22 protein-coding genes, 2 tRNA genes and 1 other RNA gene are annotated in these 25,964 nt (G+C 70.0%); 19 read left to right on the forward strand and 6 right to left on the reverse strand.

What is annotated here, in order from left to right; translation table 11 throughout:
• Positions 1-41: 41 nt before the first annotated feature.
• On the reverse strand, positions 42-662 hold the full coding sequence (locus JWR33_RS07430) for a hypothetical protein (protein WP_297410640.1): 621 nt from the start codon (positions 660-662) through the stop codon (positions 42-44).
• A gap of 136 nt (positions 663-798) precedes the next feature.
• Here JWR33_RS07430 and JWR33_RS07435 point away from each other — a divergent pair, with 136 nt between their 5' ends.
• Both JWR33_RS07435 and JWR33_RS07440 read left to right on the forward strand, forming a co-directional pair.
• Positions 799-1,461, forward strand: a complete 663-nt coding sequence (locus JWR33_RS07435) for a DUF6766 family protein (protein ID WP_297410641.1) — start codon at positions 799-801, stop codon at positions 1,459-1,461.
• A 146-nt stretch (positions 1,462-1,607) separates the two neighbouring features.
• On the forward strand, positions 1,608-2,651 hold the full coding sequence (locus tag JWR33_RS07440; RefSeq protein ID WP_297410643.1) for a cation diffusion facilitator family transporter: 1,044 nt from the start codon (positions 1,608-1,610) through the stop codon (positions 2,649-2,651).
• Between the two features lie 12 nt (positions 2,652-2,663).
• Here the strand turns inward: JWR33_RS07440 and JWR33_RS07445 are convergent, their stop codons facing one another.
• The gene (locus JWR33_RS07445) at positions 2,664-3,851 is read right to left on the reverse strand and encodes a CHAP domain-containing protein (protein ID WP_297410645.1); all 1,188 of its coding nucleotides are present in this window, start codon (positions 3,849-3,851) and stop codon (positions 2,664-2,666) included.
• Between the two features lie 206 nt (positions 3,852-4,057).
• Positions 4,058-4,142: transfer RNA gene (locus tag JWR33_RS07450), tRNA-Ser, on the reverse strand.
• Between the two features lie 55 nt (positions 4,143-4,197).
• Between JWR33_RS07450 and ffs the strand changes: the two genes are divergently transcribed.
• From ffs to JWR33_RS07510, 12 genes are all read left to right on the forward strand, one after another.
• An RNA gene (ffs, locus tag JWR33_RS07455) (signal recognition particle sRNA small type) lies at positions 4,198-4,294 on the forward strand.
• 141 nt (positions 4,295-4,435) lie between these two features.
• Positions 4,436-6,400 carry a DNA polymerase III subunit gamma and tau gene (locus JWR33_RS07460; protein WP_297410647.1) on the forward strand — a complete coding sequence of 655 codons (1,965 nt, stop codon included), beginning with the start codon at positions 4,436-4,438 and terminating at the stop codon, positions 6,398-6,400.
• A gap of 3 nt (positions 6,401-6,403) precedes the next feature.
• Complete coding sequence (recR, locus tag JWR33_RS07465) at positions 6,404-7,003, forward strand: recombination mediator RecR (protein ID WP_297410649.1); 600 nt, start codon at positions 6,404-6,406, stop codon at positions 7,001-7,003.
• Positions 7,004-7,118: 115 nt separating this feature from the next.
• Positions 7,119-8,402, forward strand: coding sequence for an aspartate kinase (locus JWR33_RS07470; RefSeq protein WP_297410651.1), 1,284 nt, complete (start codon positions 7,119-7,121; stop codon positions 8,400-8,402).
• Between the two features lie 11 nt (positions 8,403-8,413).
• Complete coding sequence (locus JWR33_RS07475) at positions 8,414-9,472, forward strand: aspartate-semialdehyde dehydrogenase (protein WP_297410653.1); 1,059 nt, start codon at positions 8,414-8,416, stop codon at positions 9,470-9,472.
• A 63-nt stretch (positions 9,473-9,535) separates the two neighbouring features.
• Positions 9,536-11,014 (forward strand): malate:quinone oxidoreductase, encoded by a 1,479-nt coding sequence (locus JWR33_RS07480; RefSeq protein WP_297410655.1) that lies wholly within the window; start codon positions 9,536-9,538, stop codon positions 11,012-11,014.
• Positions 11,015-11,054: 40 nt separating this feature from the next.
• On the forward strand, positions 11,055-12,089 hold the full coding sequence (locus tag JWR33_RS07485; protein WP_297410657.1) for an Rv2578c family radical SAM protein: 1,035 nt from the start codon (positions 11,055-11,057) through the stop codon (positions 12,087-12,089).
• Between the two features lie 131 nt (positions 12,090-12,220).
• The gene (locus tag JWR33_RS07490) at positions 12,221-13,456 is read left to right on the forward strand and encodes an ATP-binding protein (protein ID WP_297410659.1); all 1,236 of its coding nucleotides are present in this window, start codon (positions 12,221-12,223) and stop codon (positions 13,454-13,456) included.
• The gene (locus JWR33_RS07495; RefSeq protein ID WP_297410661.1) at positions 13,453-14,601 is read left to right on the forward strand and encodes a hypothetical protein; all 1,149 of its coding nucleotides are present in this window, start codon (positions 13,453-13,455) and stop codon (positions 14,599-14,601) included. Before JWR33_RS07490 ends, JWR33_RS07495 begins: the two co-directional genes overlap by 4 nt.
• Positions 14,588-15,331 (forward strand): DNA-binding response regulator, encoded by a 744-nt coding sequence (locus JWR33_RS07500; RefSeq protein WP_297410663.1) that lies wholly within the window; start codon positions 14,588-14,590, stop codon positions 15,329-15,331. The genes JWR33_RS07495 and JWR33_RS07500 overlap by 14 nt, the downstream gene beginning before the upstream one ends.
• A gap of 27 nt (positions 15,332-15,358) precedes the next feature.
• Positions 15,359-16,027 (forward strand): thymidine kinase, encoded by a 669-nt coding sequence (locus JWR33_RS07505; RefSeq protein WP_297410665.1) that lies wholly within the window; start codon positions 15,359-15,361, stop codon positions 16,025-16,027.
• A 59-nt stretch (positions 16,028-16,086) separates the two neighbouring features.
• Positions 16,087-16,160 (forward strand) — tRNA-Pro (locus tag JWR33_RS07510).
• Between the two features lie 294 nt (positions 16,161-16,454).
• Here the strand turns inward: JWR33_RS07510 and JWR33_RS07515 are convergent.
• Both JWR33_RS07515 and JWR33_RS07520 read right to left on the reverse strand, forming a co-directional pair.
• Complete coding sequence (locus JWR33_RS07515) at positions 16,455-17,345, reverse strand: metallophosphoesterase (RefSeq protein WP_297410703.1); 891 nt, start codon at positions 17,343-17,345, stop codon at positions 16,455-16,457.
• A 20-nt stretch (positions 17,346-17,365) separates the two neighbouring features.
• The gene (locus tag JWR33_RS07520) at positions 17,366-19,954 is read right to left on the reverse strand and encodes a transglycosylase domain-containing protein (protein WP_297410667.1); all 2,589 of its coding nucleotides are present in this window, start codon (positions 19,952-19,954) and stop codon (positions 17,366-17,368) included.
• Positions 19,955-20,040: 86 nt separating this feature from the next.
• On the opposite strand from JWR33_RS07520, the gene JWR33_RS07525 reads away from it, so the two are divergent.
• On the forward strand, positions 20,041-20,208 hold the full coding sequence (locus JWR33_RS07525) for a hypothetical protein (protein WP_297410669.1): 168 nt from the start codon (positions 20,041-20,043) through the stop codon (positions 20,206-20,208).
• Positions 20,208-20,678, forward strand: coding sequence for a RidA family protein (locus tag JWR33_RS07530; RefSeq protein WP_297410671.1), 471 nt, complete (start codon positions 20,208-20,210; stop codon positions 20,676-20,678). Before JWR33_RS07525 ends, JWR33_RS07530 begins: the two co-directional genes overlap by 1 nt.
• A gap of 30 nt (positions 20,679-20,708) precedes the next feature.
• On the opposite strand, the gene acs is transcribed toward JWR33_RS07530, so the two are convergent.
• On the reverse strand, positions 20,709-22,697 hold the full coding sequence (gene acs / locus JWR33_RS07535) for an acetate--CoA ligase (protein WP_297410673.1): 1,989 nt from the start codon (positions 22,695-22,697) through the stop codon (positions 20,709-20,711).
• A 370-nt stretch (positions 22,698-23,067) separates the two neighbouring features.
• Between acs and JWR33_RS07540 the strand changes: the two genes are divergently transcribed.
• The 3 genes from JWR33_RS07540 to JWR33_RS07550 all read left to right on the forward strand — a co-directional run.
• Positions 23,068-24,135: a TadA family conjugal transfer-associated ATPase gene (locus JWR33_RS07540; protein WP_297410675.1), complete on the forward strand. Its 1,068-nt coding sequence runs from the start codon at positions 23,068-23,070 to the stop codon at positions 24,133-24,135.
• Positions 24,132-25,034 carry a type II secretion system F family protein gene (locus tag JWR33_RS07545; protein WP_297410677.1) on the forward strand — a complete coding sequence of 301 codons (903 nt, stop codon included), beginning with the start codon at positions 24,132-24,134 and terminating at the stop codon, positions 25,032-25,034. The genes JWR33_RS07540 and JWR33_RS07545 overlap by 4 nt, the downstream gene beginning before the upstream one ends.
• A 217-nt stretch (positions 25,035-25,251) precedes the next feature.
• On the forward strand, positions 25,252-25,964 hold a 713-nt coding region (locus tag JWR33_RS07550), incomplete at its 3' end, for a recombinase family protein (RefSeq protein WP_297410679.1).

Here is a 25,964-nt window from a genome sequence, read left to right on the forward strand (position 1 = left end):
GACCGGACTTGGGCGGCGTCACCTGCTGAGCCGCTCCACACCTAGACGAGCTCGTTGAGCGCGAGGAACACGGGCACGGCGAGAGATGCGCTGAGGCACGCCAGGATCGTCGCATAGGACGCGGGATGGCGCTCGTGCCACATCAGGTTGCGTCGATAACGGTCGCGGAACTCGGCGGCCGTGATCGGAGGGCCGGCATTGCGCACCGGGAGACCGAGGACGCGCTCGAGACGTGGAAGGTCATCGGGATGCCAGTACTGGCCGCGCATGCGGATGCGGGTGCGGCCCGAGCGGTCCAGCACGAAGAGCTGGCGGTGGAAGCCGGAAGAGTCGTCGGCCAGCAGCCTCACGACGAGAATGGAGTGCAGCTCCGCGAGCGGCACGTGGACGCCGGGCAGGAAGTAGCCGCGGTCGAGAACCGTGGTGGCACGAACCTCGATCACGGTGTGCCTCATGCGGATGGCCGTGAGCGTGACGATCACCGCCGTCACCGGCAGCACGGCGAGCACGCTCGGCCAGCGGCCCGTGGGGATCGAGAGCGCGAGCAGGGCGAGGAAAGGAGGCAGCACGGAGAGTGTGCCGATGATCGCGACCGATTTCGCGAAGGCTCCGAGGCGCGGGTGGAGCACGAGCGCGGGGCGCTCCGATGCGGGCACGCCCATTCGCCCTCCCGAGGTCGATCCCAAGGTAGGGAAGGCGAAGTCCTGCGTGCAGCCCCAGTTGGGGGCGCCCTATCCCCCTGTCGACGCTCCCGCAAGCCTCTGCCCTTGTCTTCGCGGGACGGGCCATGATGAGCGCGTGAAGCGCTTCTTCGTCCTGCATGGACTCTTCTGGGCCAACGCCTTCCTCTTCGTCGTGTTCTTCATCGGGATGGTCATCACCGGGGCGGCCTCCTATTCGGCCGACCAGGTGGAGCACGGTCAGCCGCCGGTCAGCGTGACCGAGTACCTCGGCACGGGCGACTTCATGGAGGCGACCTTCGAGAACTGGGAGAGCGAGTTCCTGCAGATGGGCTCCTACGTGGTGCTCACGGTCTTCCTCTTCCAGAAGGGCTCGTCGGAGTCGAAGACCCCGGGGCAGAAGAACCCGCAGGACGAGGACCCGCGCAACGCCAAGAAGACGACAGCGACTCCGTGGCCGGTGCGGAAGGGCGGATTCGTGCTGGTCCTCTACGAGAACTCGCTGCTGATCCTGTTCGCCGTGCTCTTCCTCGCCTCCGTCGCCCTGCACGCCGTCGGCGGCGCCGCCGCGTACAGCGAGGATCAGGCATCCCATGGCCAGCCGGGGGTCACGCCGCTCGAGTTCCTCGGCACGCCGGAGTTCTGGTTCCAGTCCTTTCAGAACTGGCAGAGCGAGTTCATGGTGGTTGCCGTGATCGTCCTCGCGACGGTCTACCTCCGCCAGCGCGGATCGAGCCAATCGAAGCCGGTCGCCGTCCCGCACACCGAGACGGGCACCTGAGCCTCGGCTCGCGCTCATCCCGCCACGAGAGCGCCCTGGCAGACTTGTCGGATGGACGAGCTGCCGAGCGGCGTGCTGCGGCACCCCGCCACGCTGCGCATCGCGAGGATCGTGGCCGCAGGCCGCCGCTCGACTGCGGCGGGAGCATGACAGGGGCGGGCGGGCGCCTGCACTCGCCCGGTCACGAGCACGAGCACGAGCACGGTCACGAGCACGACCACGAGCACGGTCACGAGCACGACCATCACCACGCCCATCCGTCGGGAGTGCGCGGGTTCCTGCACGAGCTGTTCGTGCCGCACACCCACGACGCTGCCGACGCGGTCGACGACGCTCTTGAGGCGAGCAGGCAGGGCGTCCGCGCGGTCAAGGTGAGCCTGTGGCTGCTCCTCGCGACCACCGTCCTGCAGTTCGCCGTCGTGCTGGCGAGCGGGTCGGTTGCCCTCCTCGCCGACACCATCCACAACTTCTCGGACGCACTGACGGCGGTGCCCCTCTGGGTCGCCTTCAATCTCGCCCGCCGGCCGCCGAGCCGCCGCTACACGTACGGCTACGGCCGGGCCGAAGACCTCGCCGGCCTGTTCATCGTCGCCGTCGTCGCCCTGTCGGCGGTGCTCGCGGCCTGGCAGTCCGTCGACCGCCTGCTGCATCCGCACGACGTGCAGAACCTCTGGTGGGTGCTCGCCGCCGGCCTGATCGGGTTCGCCGGCAACGAGACGGTGGCCGGATACCGGATCCGCATCGGCCGGCGCATCGGCTCCGCCGCGCTCGTCGCCGACGGCGTGCATGCCCGCACCGACGGGTTCACCTCGCTCGCCGTCGTGGCCGGAGCGGTCGGGGTGATGCTCGGCTTCCCGCTTGCTGACCCGATCATCGGACTCCTCATCTCCGTCGCGATCCTCGTGCTCCTCGGGGGAACGGTGAAGAGCATCGGCCGCCGCCTCATGGACGCCATCGACCCGGATCTCCTGGAGCGCGCCGAGTCCGCCCTCGCCGCCGCCCCGGGAGTCGAGGCCGTGCTGGGGGTCCGCCTCCGCTGGGTCGGGCATCGGCTGCAGGGTGCGGCGATCGTCCGGGTGGCCGACCGCCCGTTGTCCGAGGTGCAGCTCGTGACCGCCGAAGCGGAGCGGCGCGTCCGCTCGGCCGTCCCGCAGCTGGACGATCTGCCGGTCAGGGCCGTCACCGAGTAGCCGCGGGCCAGGTCAGGTGCCGGGGTAGTAGTAGTACCGGATCTGCGACGGTGTGCGCATCTTGGTCGTGACGACGCGCGCGTCCGATCCGCCGGTGATGACGGTGTTGCCTTCGATGGTCTCCACCCGCCCGTCGGCGAGCACCTTGGTCACGATGCCGACGTGGGTCGCGTCCGTGCCGCCGTTGAAGGTCATGAAGACGAGGGCCCCGAGCTTCGGCGTGGAGGAGACGCCGCGACTCGTGACCTCGTCGACCAGGCTGGCGAACGTGTGCACCTGCGGCACGGCTTCGCCATTGTTGCCGATCGCGCTCACCCAGGACAGGAAGACGCCGCACCAGGCGACGTTCCTGCCGTTCCAGTCGTTGTACTTGTTGATCTTCACGCCCGGTTCCACGTAGCCGACCTGCGATGCCGCGACCACGATCAGCTCGGAGGCAACGCCCGCACCGTATGCCACGTGCGTCGTCGCCTTCGTCACCGACTGACGGTTGTAGAACACCGATCCCCCCGCGAACGCCTGGAGGCACTTGTCGAGAGTCCTGAAGCAGTCCGCATCCGTCCTGGGTGCGCCAAGCCTGCCCGCCGGGCCGCCCGCCTTCAGGTAGCCGGCGAGCACGGCGCCCGTGACCATGAAGGTCCGTCCCGCGGACTCTACGAGCATGCCCTTCTCGTAGCTGCGCCACCGCAGGTCGCTGCCGTTGCTGTGCCCTGTGTTCACCTTCGAGGTCGGGGCCTTCAGCCAGGGCGCGACCTGTGCGTAGCGCTGCTCCAACGTCTGGCCGCCCGAGAGGCGCGTCTCGTCCAGCGTGCGAGAAGCGGCCGCGCCGAACCCGCTCGCCGCCTTCGCGTACGTGCGGAACGAGAAGCTCGCGTCGTTGCGCACCCACAGCCGGTAGTGGCCCGAGTCGAGCGTCGTCGTCGTCGCCAGCGTGACCCAGCCGGCACCCGACTTCCGCTGCACATAGACCGTGCGGCCGCCGAGCGGGCTGCCGTCCGGGGTCCGGAGGTACCCGGTGACGGCGATGTTCTCCTGAAAATGGAACTCCCCGACATTCGACGCGACCGTCAGTTGGAGGGCCGCTGTCACGGCGCTCGCCGGCTGCGTCGCCCCCACCGCGGCGAGGAGTGCGGAGCAGAGGAGGACGGCGAGAAGGCGGGCCGTGAGCGGCCGGGGTCCGCCGGCGCACGTTCGCTGCATCGACATAGGTCCCCCGGAATCGGTCGCCCTGATGCCCGTGCGGGAGGTGGGCGGTCGTGGTTCAGGGTACGGGGGAGGGGCGGTGCCGGCGTCGGCGACCCGCGATGCCGGTGAGATGCGCGAGGCGACCGCGGTCCCGGCGGTGCCCGCCCCACCTCCGGGAACTGAAGAAGGCGCCGCCCACTGGGCGACGCCTTCTTCGACTGCGGAGGATGGGGGATTCGAACCCCCGAGGGCTTTCACCCAACACGCTTTCCAAGCGTGCGCCATAGGCCACTAGGCGAATCCTCCGGTCGGCCAGCGGTATCCGCGACCTCCAGCATCCTACCGTCACGGTAGACTCTCTTCCGGCTCCCCGCGTGGCGCCATCCAGGCCAACTCCCCCAGGACGGAAACGCAGCAAGGGTAACCGGGCTCTGGCGGGTGCGCGGGGGGTCCTTTCTTCTTCCTCCGACGGCCGCAACGCTCCGGCCATCGCGCAACGGCATGCGGATGCGGTTCGGCCGTTCGGATGCGGTTCTTGCTTCTCTGTGAGCGGAGGGACGCCCCGGCCGACTGTCGCCGGCGGCAGGTAGCCTGGGCTCGTGGTCACCGCCCTCTATCGTCGCTACCGTCCCGAGACGTTCGACGAGCTGATCGGCCAGGCCCAGGTCACCGACCCGCTGCGCACCGCGCTCCGCACCGACCGGGTCAACCACGCCTATCTCTTCAGCGGCCCCCGCGGCTGCGGCAAGACCACTTCCGCCCGCATCCTGGCCCGCTGCCTCAACTGTGCGACGGGCCCCACCGACACCCCGTGCGGGGTGTGCGACAGCTGCGTCGAGCTCGGCAGGGACGGCAGCGGCTCGCTCGACGTGGTGGAGATCGATGCCGCAAGTCACAACGGCGTCGACGACGCCCGGGACCTGCGCGAGCGCGCCGTCTTCGCGCCCGCGCGCGACCGCTACAAGATCTTCATCCTCGACGAGGCGCACATGGTCACGCCTCAGGGCTTCAACGCGCTGCTCAAGATCGTCGAGGAGCCGCCCGAGCACGTCATGTTCATCTTCGCGACCACCGAGCCGGAAAAGGTCATCGGCACCATCCGGTCGCGCACGCATCACTACCCGTTCCGGCTCGTTCCCCCCGCGCAGCTGCTCGAATACCTCCAGCACCTCTGCGAGACCGAGGGCGTGCAGGTCGCCGCCGGTGTGCTGCCGCTCGTCGTGCGCGCGGGCGGGGGATCGGTCCGCGACACCCTGTCACTGCTCGACCAGCTGATCGCCGGCTCGGAAGGCGGCGCGGTGGAGTACGAGCGCGCGGTCGGGCTGCTCGGCTACACGCACGGCGCGCTGCTCGACGATGTGGTGCTCGCAATCGGCGCCCGCGACGCCGCCGCCGCATTCGGTGCCGTCGACCGCGTGGTGCAGACCGGGCAGGACCCTCGGCGCTTCGTGGAGGATCTGCTGGAGCGGCTCCGCGACCTGATCGTGGTCGCGGCCACCGGCGAGAATGCGGGGTCGGTGCTCCGAGGCGTGCCCGTCGAGCAGCTCGAGTCCTATCGAGTGCAGGCCGCGCACTTCGGCGCCGCAGAGCTCTCCCGTTCGGCCGACGTCGTCAACTCCGCCCTCACCGAGATGACGGGCGCCACCTCGCCCCGGCTGCACCTCGAGCTGATGATCGCCCGCGTGCTCGTGCCCGCGAGCGACGAGACCGAGCGCGGAGCACTCGCCCGGGTGGAGCGCCTCGAGCGCCGCGTGGGCGTCACGGGATCCGAGCCGGCAGCGACATCCCGCCCCGCCGCGCCGCAGCAGGCCACCCCGGCCTCGCGCCCCGAACCGTCTCCGGAGCGCTCCGCGACCCCCGTTTCCTCCGCTCCTCCCGCCGACTCCGCCTCTGCGCCTCGGGCCCCTGCCGGAAGCGCGCCCGCAGCCCGCACGGCGGCGCCGACCGAGTCGCGGCGGCCCGCCTCCGGACCGGCGCGGTCAACGCCGGCCGAGGCGCCGCCGAGCGACGGGGGCTGGGAGGTCCGGCTGCCGGGCTCGGGGTCGAACACCCCCGCGCCTGCCGCGGAGCAGCCCGCCGCCGAACCGGCGCCCGCGACGCAGGGCCAGCCGGCAGACGCCGCGACGCCCGCCGCCGACCCCGCCGACGCGGGCGTCCCCGTCGATCTCGGCCGCGTCCGGGACTCCTGGCCCGAGATCCTCGAGGCCGTCAAGCGCATCAAGCTCAGTGCCTGGACAGTCGTCTACACGGCCCAGCCGCTCACGCTGCGCGGCGACATCCTCACCCTCGGCTTCGTCAGCGAGAACGACGTCGCCAGCTTCCGGCAGCAGCAGACCGCAGGGGAGGGCGTCAGCGAGATCCTCCGGCAGGCGATCCTCAACGTGCTGGGCACCCGCGTGAAGTTCCTCGCCCGGGTCGATGCGCCGGCCGCGGCGCCTCCTCCGCCGGATGCGGGAGGCGCTCCCCGGAACGAGCCCAACCGCTACGGCGAAGCCGTCGTGCGGGAGATCCTCGGCGCCAGCTTCATCGAGGAGACGCCCCTGCCGCCCCGGGTCCGGGAGTAGACCGTGTACGAGGGGATCGTCCAGGAGCTCATCGATGAGCTGGGCCGCCTTCCGGGCATCGGGCCCAAGTCCGCTCAGCGGATCGCCTTCCACATCGTGCAGACGCAGTCGTTCGACGTGCGCCGGCTCGGCGAGGTGCTGCTCGAGATCCGGGAGAAGGTGCGCTTCTGCATCGACTGCGGCAACGTCTCCGATCAGGAGCGGTGCAACATCTGCCGCGATCCGCGTCGCAGCCGCACCCAGATCTGCGTGGTCGAAGAGGCGAAGGACGTCGTCGCCATCGAGCGCACCCGGGAGTTCCGCGGGCTGTACCACGTGCTCGGCGGTGCGATCAGCCCCATCGACGGCATCGGGCCCGAGGATCTCCGCGTCCGCGAGCTGCTGCTCCGCCTTGCCGACGGGACCGTGGAGGAGGTCATCATCGCAACCGACCCCAACCTCGAGGGCGAGGCAACGGCCACCTATCTGTCGCGCCTGATGCGCACCCTCGAGGTGAAGGTCAGCAGGCTCGCCTCCGGGCTGCCCGTCGGTGGCGACCTCGAGTACGCCGACGAGGTGACGCTCGGCCGAGCCTTCGAGGGCCGCCGGCTCGTCGAGCACTGAAGACGGCCCCGGGCGAAACCACCCGCCAGCTCGCGGGCCGAGCGGGGAGCCCCCAGCGTTCCCCGTAGAATTGTGGCGCCGTCGGGAGGGCCGCGGCCGGACCAGGAGCGACGCGGTGAGCTTGATCGTGCAGAAGTACGGCGGATCCTCCGTCGCCGACGCCGAGAGCATCAAGCGGGTCGCGAAGCGCATCGTGCAGACGCGGCGGGCCGGCAACGCCGTCGTGGTCGTCGTCTCGGCCATGGGCGACACCACCGACGAGCTTCTCGACCTCGCCGGTCAGGTTGCGCCGATCCCCGCGCCGCGCGAGCTCGACATGCTCCTCACCGCGGGCGAGCGGATCTCCATGGCCCTGCTCGCGATGGCGATCAAGAACCTCGGCCACCAGGCGCTCTCCTTCACCGGCAGCCAGGCGGGGATGATCACCGATGCCCAGCACGGCTCGGCGCGCATCGTCGACGTCACCCCGAAGCGCGTGCAGGAGGCTCTCGACGAAGGCGCCATCGCGATCGTCGCCGGCTTCCAGGGCTTCAACAGGGTGACCGGGGACATCACCACCCTCGGTCGCGGCGGATCCGACACCACTGCGGTGGCCCTGGCGGCGGCGCTCGGCGCGGAGGTGTGCGAGATCTACACCGACGTGGACGGCGTCTTCACCGCCGACCCCCGCGCGGTGCCGAAGGCCCGCAAGATCTCCCGCATCGCGAGCGAGGAGATGCTCGAGCTCGCGGCCTCCGGGGCCAAGGTCCTGCACATCCGCGCCGTGGAATACGCCCGCAGGCACGGGGTTACCCTTCACGTACGCTCCTCGTTCAACAATCACGAGGGCACGATCGTCTACAACCCGGCCGAGCCGGGTGCCGACGGGAATGGAGATCCAGTGGAAGAGCCGATCATCGCCGGCGTCGCCACCGATCTGAGCGAGGCCAAGATCACCGTCGTCGGCGTTCCCGACGTGCCGGGCAAGGCCGCGCAGATCTTCAACCTGGTCGCCAAGTCCGGCGCGAACATCGACATGATCGTGCAGAACGTGTCCGCCGCGGCGACCGGGCTCACCGACATCTCCTTCACCCTCCCCAAGTCCGACGCCCAGACGGTGCTCACCACGCTCACGTCGGAGCGGCAGGACGTCGGCTTCCAGGCGCTGCAGCACGACGACCAGATCGGCAAGCTCTCCCTCGTCGGGGCCGGCATGCGCACCAACGTGGGAGTCTCGGCGCAGCTCTTCACCGCCCTCTACGAGGCGGGCGTCAACATCGAGATGATCTCCACGAGCGAGATCCGCATCTCCGTCGTCACCAGGGCGGACCAGATCCAGCACGCGGTTCGCGCAATCCACACGGCATTCGGCCTGGACGGCGAGGCCGAGGCCATCGTCTACGCGGGCACCGGAAGGTAGGGCAGGAGATCATGGGCAGCAGGAGCGGAGTGCGGATCGGCGTCGTCGGCGCCACCGGCCAGGTGGGCGCGGTCGTCCGTCGCCTCCTCGATGAGCGGGACTTCCCGATCGAGGAGCTCAGGTTCTTCGCCTCGGCGCGGTCCGCCGGCACCATGCTGCCCTGGAAGGGCGGCGAGATCGTCGTGGAGGACGCCGCCACCGCCGATCCCAGCGGACTCGACATCGCGATCTTCTCAGCCGGCGCCACCACGTCGCGCGTGCAGGCACCGCGCTTCGCCGCTGCGGGCGTCATGGTCATCGACAACTCGTCCGCCTGGCGGATGGACCCCGAGGTCCCGCTCGTGGTCAGCGAGGTCAATCCGCACGCCATCGACGAGGCGGTCAAGGGCATCATCGCCAACCCGAACTGCACAACCATGGCCGCGATGCCCGTGCTGAAGGTGCTGGACGCGGAGGCCGGCCTGACCCGCCTCATCGTCAGCACATACCAGGCCGTGTCGGGCGCAGGTCTCGCCGGAGTGGAGGAGCTTCTGGAGCAGGCGGCTGCGGCGGTCGCGGCCGGGCCGGAGTCCCTCGTGCACGACGGGTCCTCGGTCGCCTTCCCCGAGCCGGTCAAGTTCCCGCGGACCATCGCGTTCGATGTCATCCCGCTCGCCGGCTCCATTGTCGAGGACGGGCTCGGGGAGACCGACGAGGAGAAGAAGCTCCGCAACGAGAGTCGCAAGATCCTCGAACTGCCCGAGCTCCTGGTGAGCGGCACCTGCGTGCGGGTTCCCGTGTTCACCGGCCACTCCCTGTCGATCAACGCCGAGTTCTCCCGCCCGATCACCCCGGAGCGCGCCCGCGAGCTGCTGGACGGCGCTCCGGGAGTCGCCCTCTCCGATGTGCCGACGCCGCTGCAGGCCGCTGGGACCGACCCGAGCTACGTGGGCCGCATCCGGCAGGACGAGGGCGCCCCCGAGGGCCGTGGCCTTGCACTGTTCATCAGCAACGACAACCTCCGCAAGGGCGCGGCGCTCAACGCGGTGCAGCTCGCGGAGCTGATCGCGGCCCGCCTTCCCGTCGCCTGACCGCACCCCGGCTCGGTCCTGACCGGGTCAGGGGCGGACGGGTCCGCGAACTAGACTGGAGCCATGGCATCGGCTCAGCCCGTCGACGTCGTGCTCATCGGCGGGGGCATCATGAGCGCGACGCTCGGTACCCTCCTGCAGAAGCTCGAGCCGACCTGGCAGATCAGCATCTACGAGCGGCTCGGCCGTGTGGCCCAGGAGAGCAGCAATCCGTGGAACAACGCGGGCACGGGGCACGCCGCCTTCTGCGAGCTCAACTACACGCCTGAGCGTGCGGACGGCACGATCGACACTACGAGTGCCATCAAGGTCAACGAGCAGTTCCAGCTCTCGCGCGAGTTCTGGTCGCACCTCGTCGAGTCCTCGGTGGTGCACGAGTCGGCCGGCTTCATCAACTCGACTCCGCACATGACGTTCGTCCGCGGCGCCGAGAACGTGGACTATCTCCGCCGCCGCTGGGAGGCGCTCCGCGACCACCCGCTCTTCGCCGGCATCGAGTTCTCGGATGACCCGAAGGTGATCCACCGCTGGGCGCCGCTGCTCATCGAGGGCCGACGCAAGGACGAGCCGGTCGCCGCCACCCGCATCGAGGCGGGCACCGACGTGGACTTCGGAGCTCTCACCGTGGAGCTCATGGACCGGCTCGTGGAGAACGGAGCTCAGCTCCACCTCGACTCCGAGGTGCGCAAGCTGAAGCGCCTGCCCGACGGCACCTGGAAGCTCGCGGTCAAGGAGCTCGTCGGCCTCACCTCCACCGAGGTGAACGCCCGGTTCGTCTTCGTCGGCGCCGGCGGCTGGGCCCTCAAGCTGCTGCAGAAGTCGGGCATCCCGGAGGCTCGAGGCTACGGCGTCTTCCCCATCAGCGGGCAGTTCCTGCGCACCGACGATCAGGCCGTGGTCGCCCGGCACAACGCCAAGGTCTACGGCAAGGCATCGGTCGGCGCCCCACCGATGTCGGTGCCGCACCTCGACACCCGTGTGGTGGACGGGGCGGCCTCCCTCATGTTCGGGCCGTTCGCCGGCTTCAGTCCGAAGTTCCTCAAGCGCGGCTCCATGCTCGACCTGTTCGGCTCGGTCAAGGCGCACAACATCGTGCCGCTGCTCGCCGTGGCGAAGGACAACTTCTCCCTCGTCCGATACCTCATCGGAGAGGTCCTCGCCTCGCGGCGCAAGAAGTTCGAGAGTCTTCGCGAGTTCTTCCCGCAGGGCGATCCTGCGGACTGGCGCCTCATCGTCGCCGGCCAGCGCGCTCAGGTGATCAAGCCCGACAAGCAGAAGGGTGGCGTGCTGCAGTTCGGCACCGAGGTCGTCTCAGGTGCCGACGGCACGATCGCGGGACTCCTCGGGGCGTCGCCGGGAGCGTCGACCGCCGTGCCGATCATGTTCGACGTGCTGCGCCGCTGCTTCCCCGAGCGGATCGGCCAGTGGGAGCCGCAGCTTCGGGCGATGGTCCCCACGTATGGCACGCTCCTCTCGGACAGGCCTTCGCTGGTCCCGGAGGTGCAGGCGGAGACCGCACGCGCGTTGGGGCTCACCGCCTGAGTCGCTTGACGCACGATCGAACATATGTTCGACTGTTCCGATGCGATGGAGTGGACAGGAGCTGACCGCGGAGAGGGGCGACGCGCTCCCCGGGCTGGCTCGGCTGAGCAACCTGGTCCGTTCGGTGCGCACGCCCGAGTTCGCCGGCGTCACCTTCCACGAGGTGCTCGCGAAGACCGCGCTCAACCGGGTGCCCGGACCCGAGCGATTCGGCTTCGGCTGGACCATCAATCCGTACCGGGGCTGCAGCCATGCGTGCACCTACTGCTTCGCCCGGCCCACGCACCGCTATCTGGAGCTCGACGAGGGCAAGGACTTCGACTCCGAGATCATCGTCAAGGTGAACGCGGCGGAGGTGCTGCGGAAGGAGCTGGCAGCACCGAAGTGGGGACGGCATCCCGTGGCGCTCGGCACCAACACCGACCCGTATCAGCGGGCCGAGGGGCGGTACCGGCTGATGCCCGACATCCTCCGCGCGCTCGCCGATGCAGGAACGCCGATCTCCATCCTCACCAAGGGGACGCTGCTTCGTCGCGACCTGGACCTGCTCACCGAGCTCGCCGAGCGCGTTCCGGTGGATCTCGCCATGTCGATCGCGGTGTACGACGACGAGCTGCAGCAGTCCGTCGAACCCGGCACCCCCACCACCGCGGCGCGGCTCGCGACGGTGGCTGCGGCGAGGGAGCGCGGACTGCCGTGCGGGGTGTTCCTGATGCCCGTCCTGCCCTATCTCACCGACACGGTCGCCCACCTCGACCACGCGCTCGGACTGGTCAAGGCCTCCGGAGCCAGCTCCGTGCTGCACACCGCGCTCTATCTCAAGCAGGGTACGAAGGAGTGGTACCTCAGCTGGCTCGACCGCCAGCACCCTGAGCTGTCGCAGAAGTACCGGGCCATGTACGCCGGCAGCGCCTACGCTCCGAAGGAGTACCGGGCCTGGCTCGCGGCGCGATTCGCCCCCCTCGTGCGCAAACACGGGCTGGCCACCGGTCGCTCGGATCCGGCGACCGGTTCGGTGCTGTCCCGGGCGCCGCTCGCCGCCGAGCCCGTGCTCGGGGCGCCCACCCTGTTCTGAGCTGTACCCCAGTAGGGGAGCCAGAGAACCGGAACTGGCGCAATCGGGGTACAAACCGGGCGCGGCACTGCCATAATCGAACTCGAGCGGTGGACGTCGCCGCCGGTACGACTTCGGCCAGAAGGGTCCCCGTGTCACTCGGTCTGCCCGGTCACCTGGCTCCTCGCGCGGTCGGCGCCGGAATCGCTCGGGCATCGCACGTGGTCGCCGCGGTCTGCCTGGCTGGCGCCTTCGTCGTCACGGTGATCCATCAGACCCTCGACGTCGACAAGGCGATCTGGCCCGCCCTCTTCGCGCTCCTCGGAATGGGCGCGCTGCTCGCCGTCGTGGAGCGACGCCGGAACCTGCTCTCCGTGTCCGCCTACCTCCTGCTCGGCGGCGCCCTCATCTACCTCTTCTCCTCCGTGGTGCTGGTGCAGGTGCCGATCCTCACCAACTCGAGCGTCTGGGTGCTCTCGATGCTCAAGGTGGCGCTGGTGATGGTCGGCGCGGTGGGCACCCGAACGCTCGGCTCGGTGCTCCCGCCGCTCGCCGGCTACCTGCTCGGGGAAGCGGCGACCGCGACCGCCGCCGCAGCGACCGGCAAGGCGGTGCAGCTCGACCTGACTGCGGCGCTCGCCACCCTTCTCGTGCTCGTCGTCGGGGTCGGCACGACACTCGGCCGCGCCGCCGCCCGGCGTGCCCAGCCCTCGATCCACCGTGCCGCCATGGACGAGCGGGTCGCCGCCCTGCGTGCCACGGCCGAGGCTCGTGCGGCGGCCCTGCTGCACGACACGATCCTCAGCGACCTGGCCGCGATCGCGGCGAGCACGCCCGGCCCGCTCTCGCCGACGCTGGCGAATCAGCTGCAGGGGGACCTCGTCAGCATCGTCGGCCATGACTGGTCGGAGGAGCCCGCGCCCTCGTCGCACCTCAGCGGGCCGGCCGGGGTGTGGGAGGCGAGCGCCCTCGCGTCCGCGGTGCAGACCGCTCGCGGTCTCGGGCTCGACATCACGCTGTCCGGGGACCCTGCAGCGGTGGCCGGCCTCAGCCGGGAGGTCGATGACGCGCTCGGCCTTGCGGTCGGCCAGCTCCTCATCAACGTGCACAAGCATTCCGGCGAGACCACCGCCGAGGTGGTCGTCTATGCGGGCGGCGGCTCGCTCTCGGTCATGGTCATCGACGGGGGCCGCGGCTTCGACGAGCGACTGATCGACCGCGACCGCTTCGGCCTGCGGCACTCCGTTCGCTCGAGGATGGCGGCAGTCGGGGGACGGGTTCAGGTGTGGTCGGCGCCCGGAAGCGGCACCTCGGTGCTGGTGCAGGTGCCCGCAGTCGTCTCCGCCGAGGATCCCCTCGTCCCTGTTCCCACGGGGGAGGACAGATGACGGCGCGGGAGCCGACCCTGCAGTCGCTCGATCCGCTCGGTGCGCTCGCAGGGCGACCGCTCACGGCTCTCGCGGGCATCGCGGCGATCACCCTGGCAGTCGTCCTCACCGTGGGGTACGGCCGGCAGATCGGGAGCCCGGTCGTCGCGGCCTTGGCCATCCTGGTCTGCGCCGCGGCGTGCGGGGCTCTCGTCTGGTACTCCTCACCCCGGCGCGCGCCGTTCCGTCGACGCGCAGCGGTTCTCGTCACGCTCGCCGCCGTCGCGGCGAGCGTGCTCTCCACGGTGGCCTCATGGGGGCAGAACAGCCTGGTCCGCGACGACTGGGGCCCGGTGGCGATCGGACTCCTCCTGCTCGCCCTCAGTCCGTACCGCCCGCCCCTCGAGATCCAGACGCTCGCGCTCGTGTCGGCCGCGGCTGTCGCCATCACGACCCTGGCGGAGTCCCCGTTCTTCAGCGGGGATGTGCCGCCCGTCACCTTCGTGGTGGTCGCGGCGACCCCGATCCTCGCCCTCGCCCTGGCCGGGTCGGCGTTCTCCCGGACGGTCATCGCCCGCATCGCCCGCTGGCGTGCTCGAGCAGAGACCGCCTCGGTCGCGCAGGCGCTGAATATGCAGGGCGGAATCACGCGCTCCGTCCAGCAAGGCCGGGTGAGCCTGCTGAACCGCGACGTCGTCCCCCTGTTCAGCGGACTCGTCGAACGCAGCATCGTGACCCTCGAGGACATCGAGCGCGCGACCGCGGTGTCTGATGCCATCAGGGCGCTGATGGTGGCCGAGACGGAGCGCACCTGGCTCGACGAGCTGATCCTGCACCCGCCCTCCGGAACCGAGGCGGCCGTCTGGCCCAGCGTCGTCTCCGATCCGAGTCACTCGGCCGACGCCATGGCGTTCGAGCAGCGGGCCGCCGTCCGTGCCCTTGTCGGTGCTCTCGGACAGCGGCTCGCGGCCCGCAACGTGAGTGTCCGCGTCACCGGAACCCGGCGCGCGACCTTCGAGTTGAGCTGCAGCACCGATGTCGGCGAGTCCCACCTCAACGCGGTCCTCGCCCCCTACCTCGCGGTTCTCCGCGCGGTGTTCTCCGACCTGTCGGTCGCCTTCGCGCGTCCCTCTCTCACCCTGAGGTTCTGTTATGACTGTCAATGACCCCTTCGCCGAGGCAGCCGTCCCCGGGCACACCCCGACGCTGATCGGCGGCGGCAAGGCTGCTCGCGAGCACGCTCCCCTCGAAGGCGCCGCCCCGATCCGGCTGGCCATCCTCGACGACCACGAAGTGCTGCTCGACAGCCTCACCAGCTGGATCGGCGCCAACGCGCCCGACTTCGAGGTGGTGCTGAGCGCCAGAACCTGGCTGGAACTGGTGCACAGTGCCAACTTCCCCACCCAGCTCGTGCTCATCGACTTCCAGCTCAAAGAGCCGGTCTCCATCGAGGCGCGGGTGCGCACGTGCCGCGCCGCGGGCGCGAAGGTGGTGGTGCTGAGCGGGCTCGACACCCAGGAGGCGCGGGACCGTGCGCTCGCCGCCGGGGCCGCGGCCTTCGTCTCCAAGTCCCAGCCGCTGCGCGACGTCATGGACATCGCCCGCGGCGTGATGGGGGTGACCCGCGGCGAGGAGCTGCAGAAGGACTGGCGCCCGCTGCCGGTGGGCGCTGCCAACCCGAATCGTCCCAAGCTCAGCCTGGGCGAATTGGAGGCGCTCAAGCTCTACGTCGCCGGGCACTCCACCAGCGAGGTGGCCTCGCTGATGAACGTGCAGTACGAGACGGCCAAGACATACCTGCGCCGTGTCCGTGAGAAGTACGCTAGAGCGAACCGGCCGGCCAGCCGCAAGGCCGACCTCATCCGTCGGGCGGCAGAGGACGGCTATCTGCAGTAGGCCATCGGCCTGCCCGAAAGGACTGGGATGGCGAAGCTCTACTTCCGGTACGGGGCCATGAACAGCGGCAAGAGCACATCTCTGCTGCAGGCGGCCCACAACTACGAGGAGCGCGGCCAGCATGTGCTGCTCGCCAAGCCCCAGCTCGACCGCAAGGGCGACCGCGACATCGTCTCCCGGCTCGGTGTCCGCAGGCCGGCCGACTTCACGGTCGGCCCCGACGACGACATCGCTCTCGCCTTCGAGCGCAACCGCGAGCGGGTCCGTCAGGCGACGGGAGCGGACGTGGCCTGCCTCATGGTCGACGAGGCGCAGTTCCTCACCGAGAGCCAGGTGGACGACCTGCTCCGGATCGCCATCCGGGAGAGCGTTCCCGTGCTCGCCTACGGGATCCGCACCGACTTCCAGACCGTCGCCTTTCCCGGGAGTCGCCGGCTGCTCGAGATCTCGCACACCCTGGAGGAGCTCAAGACCATCTGCCGCTGCGGCAGGAAGGCCGTGTTCAACGCGCGCCGGATCGGCGACACGTACGTGTTCGACGGCAATCAGGTGGCCATCGACAGCTTCGAGGATGTGACCTACGAGTCGCTCTGCGGCCAGTGCTACCTGCGCGAGAGCGACGGCGCACTCGGCCGCGGCCGCGGGGGAGCCCCCGCCTTCAGCTACGTCTCAGGACCGGACGCCGACTTCACCTGAGTGCGAGGCCGGTCCGAAACTTCGGCTATCCTGGGGGACGGGCTTCGCGAGAAGTCCATCGGGGTGTGGCGCAGTTTGGTAGCGCGCTTCGTTCGGGACGAAGAGGCCGTGGGTTCGAATCCCGCTACCCCGACTTACTGGTGAGAGCGGTTCCGCTTCTGCGGGGCCGCTCTTGTCGTCTGTGGCCGCGATGGGGCGGCATCGTCGACCGGTTCTCAGACAGTTGCGCGGCAAGCATGCCGCGCAAAACTCGCCTTCGGCCGACGATGCCGCCCCATCGCTCCCCTTCGGGATTGCGATCGCGCTAGTGGCTCCGCTTCGAGCCGCGGGCGCGGAAATACTCACGACGGGGACACCGGACGGTGAAGTGACTCCCGGTGATTGAGGAGCCGCGGAGCGGCGTCTCGAAATCACCCTCCAGAGCGGGTCAGCGGGGCGTCAGGGTCAGCAGGGTCGCCTCGGGCGGGCAGGCGAAGCGGATCGGCGCGTAGATGGAGGTGCCGAGACCCGCGGAGACGTTGAGCCAGGCGGCCCGTCGGCCGGCGTTCCAGACGCTGAGCCCGCTGGCCTGCTCGCGCGGGATGTCGCAGTTGGTGACGAGCGCCCCGAAGCCGGGAACGCACACCTGTCCGCCATGCGTGTGCCCGGCGAACATGAGGTCGGCGCCGCGGGCCACGAACGAGTCGAGGATGCGCCGGTAGGGCGCGTGGGCGACGCCGACCGAGAGCCCCGGCGCGGACGCCCGTGACTCGTCCAGGTCGTCGACGGCGGCGGCCAGGAGGTCGAGCCGGTCGAAGCCCCGGTGCGGGTCGTCCACACCGAAGAAGTCGATCGACGTGCCGCCGAGCTCGAGGATTGCCGCGCTGTTGTTCAGGTCCGTCCAGCCGAGGCTGGTGAAGTACGAACCGAGGGCGCTGATGTCGAGGCGGGCCGGATTCGCCGGTGCGGCGGAGGCTCCCCGGAAGTAGAGCAGCGGGTTCTTCGGCTGCGGCCCGAAGTAGTCGTTCGAGCCCCACACGAAGACGCCCGGGATGCCTCCGAACCGGTCGAACGCCGCTCGGATGCCCTCGATGCCGTCCGGGTGACCCAGGCTGTCTCCGGTGCTGACGATCAGGTCGGGCCGGAGGCCGGCGAGGGCGCGCACCCATGCCTGCTTCTCGCGCTGCCACGGCGCCATGTGCAGGTCCGACAGATGCAGCACCCTCAGCGGAGGGGCCCCGGCGGGCAGCACCGGCACATCCACCTCTCGCAGCGTGAACTGGGTGCGCTCCACGAGGGAGCCCCAGGCGAGGGCGGCCGCCCCCGCGACGACCGTCATCGTCGCCGCGGGTCCGATCCTCACTGACACGCCGCCGGGTCCAGCTGCTGGCCGTTGCCGTTGCCGTCGCCCTTGCCGTCGCCGGGGCTGACCGCCAGTGTGACGGTCGCTGCCGGGTCCGCGGTCGCCCCGGCAGCCGGATCGGTCGCGGTGACCGTGCAGGCGGGCTGGCTGGTGTCCCCGGAGAGCACATAGCCGACGTTCGCGAACCCGGCCGCGTTGAGAGCCTGGGTCGCCTGTCCCGCCGTCTGGCCGACGACGTTCGGCACGACCAGGCCCTGTGGGGTGCCGTCGCTCGTGTACACCGTGATGGTGGAGCCGCGCGAGGCGGACGAGCCGCCCGCGGGATCGGACCCGACGACCGTTCCCTTGGGAGCGGAGGACGGGCGGCTGCCGCCGTCGGCGAAGTTGAAGCCGGCGCCCTCGATGATGTTGCGCGCCCCGTCGATCGTCTGACCGGTCACGTCCGGAACGCTGACGTAGATCCCGCGGAGGTACTTGTCGTCCACAGCCGGGAAGGGGTCCCCGCCGTACTTCGCGTCGAGCGCGGTCATGATCGGCTTCCAGATGGCATGACGCAGCGTGGAGGCCTGGACGCCGTCGATGAAGGTCTGGCGAAGGTTGGCGTCTCCCGACACCTGGCCGACCCACACGGCCAGCCCCATCTTCGTGCTCGCGCCGGTGGTCCAGGTCTGCTGGTTGTTGTCGTTCGTGCCCGTCTTGGCCAGGTGGTCGATCCCGTCGTAGGGGTTCGATGCGATCGCGCTGCCGTTCTCGATGGGCCCGCGCAGCGCGTAGGCGGTCGCGGCAGCGACGTCCTTCTCGATGCCCTGCTTGCAGGTGGTCTCGGGGATGTCTGCATCGGTGCCGTCCGGCTTGATCATCCGCATGATCGCGACGGGTGAACAGACCTTGCCCTGGTTGGCGATTCCCGCGTAGGCGGTCGCCATGGTCAGCGGGGACACGAGGTTCGTTCCGAGGATCGCGCTGGGGTTGTCGGCGAGCTCGCCGCCTCCCGCCGGATGCACCATCAGGTCGGTGGCCGCCTTGCGGATGTCGCACTGATCGAGCTGCTGACCCATCTTCATGAAGCCGCCGTTGATGGAGTGCGCCGTCGAGTCGAGCACGCTCCGCCAGCCGCTCTCGTTGTCGTCGTTCTCGACGTACCCGCTGCCCACGGTTCCGCCATCGCACGTCCGGAAGCTGGGCCAGTCGTAGGTCTGCTCGGAGATGTCCATGCCCTCACCCAGGGTGTGGCCGGCCCGAAGCCAGGCGATGAGGGTGAAGGTCTTGTAGGTGGAGGCGGCCTGGAAGCCCCCGGAGGCTCCGTAGTCCGAGTCGGTGTTGTAGTTGACCGCGGTGTATTCGGGTCCTGGGTCGGCCGAGTCATCGAACTTCTTGTTCTGCACCATCACCTTGATGGCGCCGGTGCCCGCCTCGACCGAGGTGGCGGCCGAACCGATGTCCACCCCGTCCATGGTCATCGGCACGGCGGCGTTGACCGAGTCCTGCGCCACCTTCTGCATGTCGAGGTCGAGCGTCGTGAAGACCTTGAAGCCGCCGCGGATGAAGCTGTTGTAGCGCTCCTCGGCGGTAGCGCCGAACTTGGTGTCGTTCTTGATCACGTTGACGACGTAGTCGCAGAAGAATCCTGCGTTGCCCTTCGCCTCGGAACAGCCGGAGGGGGCCGGGGTGATCTTCGGCTCGATCGCGGCGGCGACGGCCTCATCGTGCTCGGCCTTGCTGATCTTTCCGCCCTCGAGCATGTTGCCGAGGATGTAGTCCCGCCGCACCTTGTTGGCGGCGTAGCCGTTGGCCTTGCCGTTCATCTCGTCGTCGGGCTGGTCGAGCCGGAACTTCTGCGGGTTGTTCACGATTGCGAGCAGGCTCGCGGCCTGGGACAGCGTGAGATCCTTCGCGGTGACGCCGTAGTAGTACTTCGACGCCGCCTGGATGCCGTAGACCCGGCCGCCGAAGAGGGCGATGTTGAGGTAGCCCAGCAGGATGTCGTCCTTGCTGTACTCCTTCTCCAGACCGATGGCGAGGCGCATCTCGCGGAGCTTCCGGTCGAAGCTGACCTTGGTCGCCTCCTGGTATGCGGCGTCGCGCTCCTCTTCGGTGGCGAGTCCGGTCGCCTGCGCGACGAGGACGTTCTTCACGTACTGCTGCGTGATCGTCGACGCGCCCTGCACGTCGCTGCCGAGCACGTTGAGGACGGCGGCGCGGACGACGCCGACGGGATCGATGCCGCCGTGCTCGTAGTAGCGGGGGTCCTCTGCGGCCACGGCCGCGGCCTTGGCGAAGGGGGACACCTGGTCCCAGCCCACACTCTCGCGGTTCTCCGCGTAGAACGACGCGATGCGCACGTTCTTCTCCTTGCCGTCCACCTCGCGCTGCGCGTAGATGTTCGTCTTCTCCGGCAGGTTGCCGATCTTCAGATAGCTCGGCAGGTTCTCGAACATGCCGATGGAGTTGTTGGCGGCCATCCCGGTGAGAGCGATGGCCGGCGTGACCGCGACGGTGGCGAGGACACCGGCGATCGCGCTGATCCCCACGAAGCTCAGAATGGCGCCCAGTCGGCCGCTCGGCAGCCGGTTACGGGCAGACATAGGATCGAGGGTACGCGAGCAATGCTGACAAACCGCCCTTCCTCTGTGGCGGGGCGGAACTGCGCGCCGAGATGAGAGGCAGTTGCATGGCCACCTGGGAGTACGTCACGACGCCCCTGATCGTTCACAACACGACCGCCATACTCAACAACTGGGGCGCCCAGGGCTGGGAGCTCGTGCAGGTGGTGCAGGGGCCGGAGGGTGGCCTGGTCGCCTACCTGAAGCGCCGCGCCGACACCGGAGCCGAGGCCTGATGGGCGCGGTCGAGGATCGCCTCGCGGCGCTGGGGCTCACTCTTCCCCAGCCTGCCGCGCCGCTGGCCGCCTACGTTCCCGCCGTGATCACCGGGAACCTCGTCTACACGTCGGGGCAGCTGCCGCTGTCCGGCGGCGCGCTTCCCGAGACCGGCAAGGTGGGCGAGGGCGAGAGTCTGGTCGCCCCAGCGCGTGCCAAGGAGTACGCGGCCACCTGTGCGCTGAACGGCCTCGCCGCGGCGAAGTCGGTGCTCGGCGATCTGGACCGGATCACGCGCGTGGTCAAAGTGGTCGGGTTCGTGGCCTCCGACCCGTCCTTCACCGGCGCACCCGGCGTGGTCAACGGCGCCTCCGAGCTGCTTGGCCAGGTCTTCGCCGAAGCCGGCCAGCATGCCCGTTCCGCCGTCGGCGTCGCCGTGCTCCCGCTGGACTCCCCGGTCGAGGTGGAGCTCATCCTCGAGTTCGCCTGACCCCTCCTCCCGGGCAGCGCGTCCCCGTGGTCACGCGTGGTGCTCGGCGGTGAAGCGCTCCGAGATGGCGCGCATCACCGTGGCGTCGGCCAGCGTGGTGGTGTCGCCGATCGCCCGGCCCTCCGCCACATCGCGGAGCAGCCGCCGCATGATCTTGCCGGAGCGGGTCTTGGGCAGCTCGTTCACGAGGAACAGCTCCCGAGGACGCGCGATCGGGCCGATCTGCTGCGCCACGTGGGCGCGGAGGGAGTCGGTGGTGCCCGCGGCAGCGGCGTCCTCGGCGTGCCGGGAGCGGATGATCACGAAGGCGACGACCGCCTGGCCGGTCGTCTCGTCGCTGGCCCCCACCACGGCCGCCTCCGCCACCCACGGGTGCGCCACGAGCGACGACTCGATCTCCGCTGTCGAGAGCCGGTGCCCGGACACGTTCATCACGTCGTCCACCCGGCCGAGCAGCCAGATGTCGCCGTCGGGGTCCTTGCGGGCGCCGTCTCCGGCGAAGTAGACGGGGCCGGTCTCGCGCGCCGGGAAGGTGGACCAGTAGGTCTCGACGAAGCGGGCGGGGTCGCCCCAGATGCCGCGGAGCATCCCGGGCCACGGCTCGGGGATGGCGAGGAGCCCGCTGCCGCCGTCGGCGACCGGGGTGCCGCGCTCGTCGACCACCTCGACCACGATGCCGGGCAGCGGAGTCTGCGCTGCGCCCGGCTTGGTGGTCGTGATGCCGGGCAGGGGCGACACCATGATGCCGCCCGTCTCGGTCTGCCACCAGGTGTCGACGACGGGAGTCCGGTCGGCGCCGATCACCTCTCGGTACCAGAGCCACGCTTCAGGGTTGATGGGCTCGCCCACCGAGCCGAGCAGCCGCAGCGAGGACAGGTCGAACCGGCCGGGGATCTCGCGGCCGGCCTTCATGAAGGAGCGGATCGCGGTGGGGGCGGTGTAGAGCAGGCTCACCTTGTACTTCTCGATGAGCTCCCACCAGCGGCCGCTGTGCGGAGTGTCGGGCGTGCCTTCATAGAGCACCTGGCTCGCCCCGTTGGCGAGCGGCCCGTAGACGACGTAGCTGTGGCCGGTGATCCAGCCGACGTCCGCGGTGCACCAGTACACGTCCGTCTCGGGCCGCAGGTCGAATACGTTGCGGTGCGTGTAGGCGGCCTGGGTGAGGTACCCGCCGCTCGTGTGCAGGATGCCCTTCGGGCGTCCCGTGGTGCCGGAGGTGTAGAGGATGAAGAGGGGGTTCTCGGCAGGGAACGGCTTCGCGGTGTGCTCGTCGCTCACCTGCGCGACCTCGTCGTGCCACCAGAGGTCGCGGCCGTCCTGCCAGCCGAGCTTCTGATCGCTGGCCCATGCGCGCTGCACCACGAGGACCTTTTCAACGGTGGTCGGGCCCGCGGCGAGGGCGGCGTCGACGGCCGGCTTGAGCGGGGTGACCTTGCCCTTTCGCCAGCTGCCGTCCGCGGTGATGACGAGCCGCGCCTGCGCGTCGTCGATCCGCGCGCGGAGGCTCTCCGAGCTGAACCCGCCGAAGACGACTGAGTGCACGGCGCCGATGCGGGCGACCGCAAGCATCGCCACGACCGCCTCGGGGATCATGGGGAGGTAGATGGCGACCCGGTCGCCCTGGCCGATCCCCAGCGAGGTGAGCAGGTTCGCCGCGCGCTTCACGTCGCGGGTCAGCTCGGCATAGGTGACGGTGCGGGTGTCGCCCGGCTCGCCCTCCCAGTGCAGCGCGACCCGGTCGCCGTTGCCGGCCAGCACATGCCGGTCCAGGCAGTTGTACGCCACGTTCAGCTCGCCGTCGGCGAACCAGCGGGCGAACGGGGCACCGGACCAGTCGAGCACCTCGGTGAACGGACGGTGCCAGTGCAGCAGCTGCTGTGACCGGTCAGCCCAGAACTTCAGTCGGTCCGCCGACGCCGCAGCGGCAAGCCCCTCGGTCGCCGCAGCAGCTGCGGCGAACTCCGCCGGCGGCGGGAACACGTGGGCGGACGCCGTTGTGTTCTCGAGAGGTGTGGACACAGCACTCACGCTCCTTTGCGAGGGGGGCCGGACCGGCGATCCGGGGCACCGGAAGCCTATCCGAGCCGCGCGCGGGGCCGAAGGAGCGAGCAAGCTGAGAAACGGCCGCCTCCGCTCTTTTTCCCCCTTGCGGCCACACCCCAACGGGGTACACTGATGCCCGTCAAAGCTTTTTGACACGCAGCGTAAGTGATTCCCCCCAATCCATCGTTGCTGTGGCGGCACCTGTTCCCCCCAATAGGTGCCGCCCCTTCCTTTTAACCCGCCGTCTGTCCTGCGAGGACTCCTCCCCAGGACGGGGCCCCGGCCCGCATTTCACCGCCGGATCCCCCGCCGCTCTGCGGATCCGCACCGGGCCTAGCCTTCCGGAATGCACGAGCGCGCGGCACGTCCGGACGAGGCCGACGACGTCGATCGGGATGCCGGAACACTCATTCCCTTCGTGCCCGCGCGACGCTCTTCCGGGCAGCGCATCCTCCCCGCGACAGTGCGTCCCATCGCCGCCTCGGAGGCTGTTCTGTACCCCGAACTCGGACCACTGGCCGAGTTCGTGCGTGAGGACACCACCGACCTGCTCCTCAATGGTGGGGTCCTCTGGTCGGACCGCGGGGGTGGGCTCCTGCGCGAGGCCGGCTGGCGGGCGCCGACAGATGCGGATTCGCGGGAGTTGGCGGTCACGCTGATCGCGCGGGGCGGGAGGCACCTCGACGACGCGACCCCCTGCGTCGACGTCCGGCTTCCGGGCGGGGTGCGGGTGCACGCCGTGCTGCCGCCGGTCGCGCCAGCCGGCCCGCTGGTGTCCGTGCGGATTCCCGCCGTTGGGCGCCGAACCCTGGCCGAACTTGTCTCGGCCGGGCTTATGGCCCGTCAGCAGGCGGACGCGCTCGCCGCGGCGGTGCGCGCTCGAGCGAACATCCTCGTGACCGGCGCCTCTGGTGCGGGCAAGACCACACTGCTCGCGGCTCTGCTCGCGGAGGTTCCCCATTCGGAGCGCATCGTCTGCGTCGAGGACGTGGCTGAGCTGCGCATCCCGCATCCCCATGCCGTCTCGCTCGAAGCCCGCCAGCCGAACACCGAGGGCGCGGGCGGCATCGGACTGGAACGCCTGGTGCGGGAGGCGCTGCGGATGCGACCGGACCGGATCGTGCTGGGAGAGTGCCGCGGGCCGGAGCTCAGGGAGCTGCTGACCGCGCTCAACACCGGCCATGATGGCGGAGCGGGCACGCTGCACGCCAACCGCCTGGCGGACGTGCCCGCCCGCCTCGAGGCGCTGGGCGCGCTGGCGGGGATGACCCCGGAGGCCCTGGCGCGCCAGGCGGTCAGCGCGCTGGACGTCGTGCTGCACCTGGAGCGCAGGGACGGCACGCGCCGGGTCGCGAGCGTGGGACGGCTGGCTCTCTCCGAACACAACCTGCTGACGGTGGTCGAGACGGAATGACGCCGGCCGAACCCCTCGACCTCGTCGCCGACTCCGCCGAGCGACTGGCGGTGCTGTTGGGAGCCGGGCTCCCCGCGGCGGTCGCGTGGCGACAGCTCGCTGCGACGCAGCCGGACGATGCCACTCTCGCGCTCGCCGCGGACGCCGCGCAGGAGGGCCGGTCGATCGCCGGTTCGCTCAGATCGGCGAAGCACGTGAACTCGGGGACGGCAGCCTGGAGCGCCGTCTGCTGCGGCATCGAGATCTCCGAGAGGACGGGCGCTCCGCTGGTGCCCGTGCTCACCGGCCTCAGCGGGGCGCTCCGGGAGCAGGCGCAGGCCCGACGAGACGTCGAGACGGCGCTCACCGGCCCGCGGCTCTCCGCGCGACTGGTGCTCGCGCTTCCCGTCGTCGGCATGGGCTTCGCGTTCCTCCTCGGGGCGAATCCGCTGGTCGCGCTCCTCAGCAGTCCGGCGGGCCTCGTGTGCCTCACGACGGGCCTCGCGCTTCTGCTGTGCGGGGCCCTCTGGTCGCGCCGCCTCGTGCGTCGAGCCGAACCTCCGCCGGGGCTCGTGGGGCTCGAGGAGGACCTGGTCGCCATGGCGGTGACGGCGGGAGCGCCGGTGGGCCACGCTCTCGACCTGGTGGGCTCCGTCCTCGCCAGACCGCAGGACAGGGCAGGCTCGCCCGCGATCGAGGCCGCCGTCCGGCTCGCCACCGGAGCGGGCGTCCCCGTCGCCGGGCTGCTGTCGGGAGAGGCGCGGCTGCAGCGGAGGCGAGCGGCGACCGAGGCGAGACGCCGGGCGGAGGCTCTGGCGGTGCTGCTGCTGATCCCGCTCGGCGCCTGCATCCTTCCGTCCTTCCTGCTGCTCGGGGTTGCGCCGCTGCTGCTCTCGCTCGTCTCCTCCACCGTGCTGTGAGCGGGGCGGCTTTCCACCGGGTGGGTGCAGCCGGGCCAGCCAGCCCCGGTGCTCGAAAGACTGGAGTCGCTCGTGCCGAGTCGTCCCGTTCGGAAGGTCCGTCATGAGCTCGCTGCGCACCCCTGTCCTCGCTCTTCGCTCGGAAGCGGGATCCGTCACCGCCGAGTACGCCGTGGCCACGATGGCCAGGATCGTCCGGCAATGACATACTTCCCGGATGACCAATGGAGTCGGTATTTACGCGCGGCAGAGCGTGGTCGAAGACCAGGGCATCAAGCAGCAAATCGCGGCATGTGAGTCGTTCATCGCCCGTCAGGATGGTTGGCCGCCGGCGCGCACCTATGTCGACAACAACGTGAGCGGGAGCAAGGAGCGCGGGGAGAAGACGGAATGGGGCCGGATGTTGCGGGACATCAAGGCCGGCGTGATCGACACGGTGGTGGTAGACGCCGCCGACCGACTGTCGAGGCGGGTGTTGGCCGTCGCGCAACTGCTCGACCACCCCGAGGTGCGGGTTGTGGTCGTGCGACAAGGTATCGACACGGCTATGCCGGGCGTTCGAGCAACGCTCTACGCGATGGTCGCGTGGGCCGAGAGCGAAGTCGAGGTCAAGGAGGCTCGTAACCGGCCCTACCGCATCAGCAATCGCGCACGCGGGCACCCTTCTCCCGGCCGCGTGCCGTTCGGTTATAGATGGCTCACAGAACGGGAACGCGATGAACAGACCGGCGTTCGGTATGAGACTGTCGCCGATGAGGCCGCCGTCGTGAAGAGGATGTTCACGAAGGCAATTGGTGGTCAGTCCATTCGCCAGATCTGCCGGGACCTGAACGCTGAGGGTCACGGGACTCGCGGTGGGCTTCCCTGGCGGCCGACAACGGTGCGCCGGATGCTCTTGAACCCGTACTACGCAGCCCTGCTTCCCCCCAA

The organism is Naasia sp. (genome assembly GCF_025465545.1).
Taxonomy (GTDB): domain Bacteria; phylum Actinomycetota; class Actinomycetes; order Actinomycetales; family Microbacteriaceae; genus Naasia.

Excerpts from the sequence above, each read along its gene's own strand:
- JWR33_RS07505 (WP_297410665.1), top strand. The coding sequence starts at position 15,359 with ATGGCGAAGCTCTACTTCCGGTACGGGGCCATGAACAGCGGCAAGAGC.
- JWR33_RS07520 (WP_297410667.1), bottom strand. The coding sequence starts at position 19,954 with ATGTCTGCCCGTAACCGGCTGCCGAGCGGCCGACTGGGCGCCATTCTG.
- JWR33_RS07500 (WP_297410663.1), top strand. The coding sequence starts at position 14,588 with ATGACTGTCAATGACCCCTTCGCCGAGGCAGCCGTCCCCGGGCACACC.
- JWR33_RS07525 (WP_297410669.1), top strand. The coding sequence starts at position 20,041 with ATGGCCACCTGGGAGTACGTCACGACGCCCCTGATCGTTCACAACACG.
- JWR33_RS07480 (WP_297410655.1), top strand. The coding sequence starts at position 9,536 with ATGGCATCGGCTCAGCCCGTCGACGTCGTGCTCATCGGCGGGGGCATC.
- JWR33_RS07530 (WP_297410671.1), top strand. The coding sequence starts at position 20,208 with ATGGGCGCGGTCGAGGATCGCCTCGCGGCGCTGGGGCTCACTCTTCCC.
- JWR33_RS07495 (WP_297410661.1), top strand. The coding sequence starts at position 13,453 with ATGACGGCGCGGGAGCCGACCCTGCAGTCGCTCGATCCGCTCGGTGCG.
- JWR33_RS07440 (WP_297410643.1), top strand. The coding sequence starts at position 1,608 with ATGACAGGGGCGGGCGGGCGCCTGCACTCGCCCGGTCACGAGCACGAG.
- JWR33_RS07545 (WP_297410677.1), top strand. The coding sequence starts at position 24,132 with ATGACGCCGGCCGAACCCCTCGACCTCGTCGCCGACTCCGCCGAGCGA.
- JWR33_RS07485 (WP_297410657.1), top strand. The coding sequence starts at position 11,055 with ATGCGATGGAGTGGACAGGAGCTGACCGCGGAGAGGGGCGACGCGCTC.
- JWR33_RS07515 (WP_297410703.1), bottom strand. The coding sequence starts at position 17,345 with ATGACGGTCGTCGCGGGGGCGGCCGCCCTCGCCTGGGGCTCCCTCGTG.
- JWR33_RS07475 (WP_297410653.1), top strand. The coding sequence starts at position 8,414 with ATGGGCAGCAGGAGCGGAGTGCGGATCGGCGTCGTCGGCGCCACCGGC.
- JWR33_RS07540 (WP_297410675.1), top strand. The coding sequence starts at position 23,068 with ATGCACGAGCGCGCGGCACGTCCGGACGAGGCCGACGACGTCGATCGG.
- JWR33_RS07445 (WP_297410645.1), bottom strand. The coding sequence starts at position 3,851 with ATGCAGCGAACGTGCGCCGGCGGACCCCGGCCGCTCACGGCCCGCCTT.
- JWR33_RS07430 (WP_297410640.1), bottom strand. The coding sequence starts at position 662 with ATGGGCGTGCCCGCATCGGAGCGCCCCGCGCTCGTGCTCCACCCGCGC.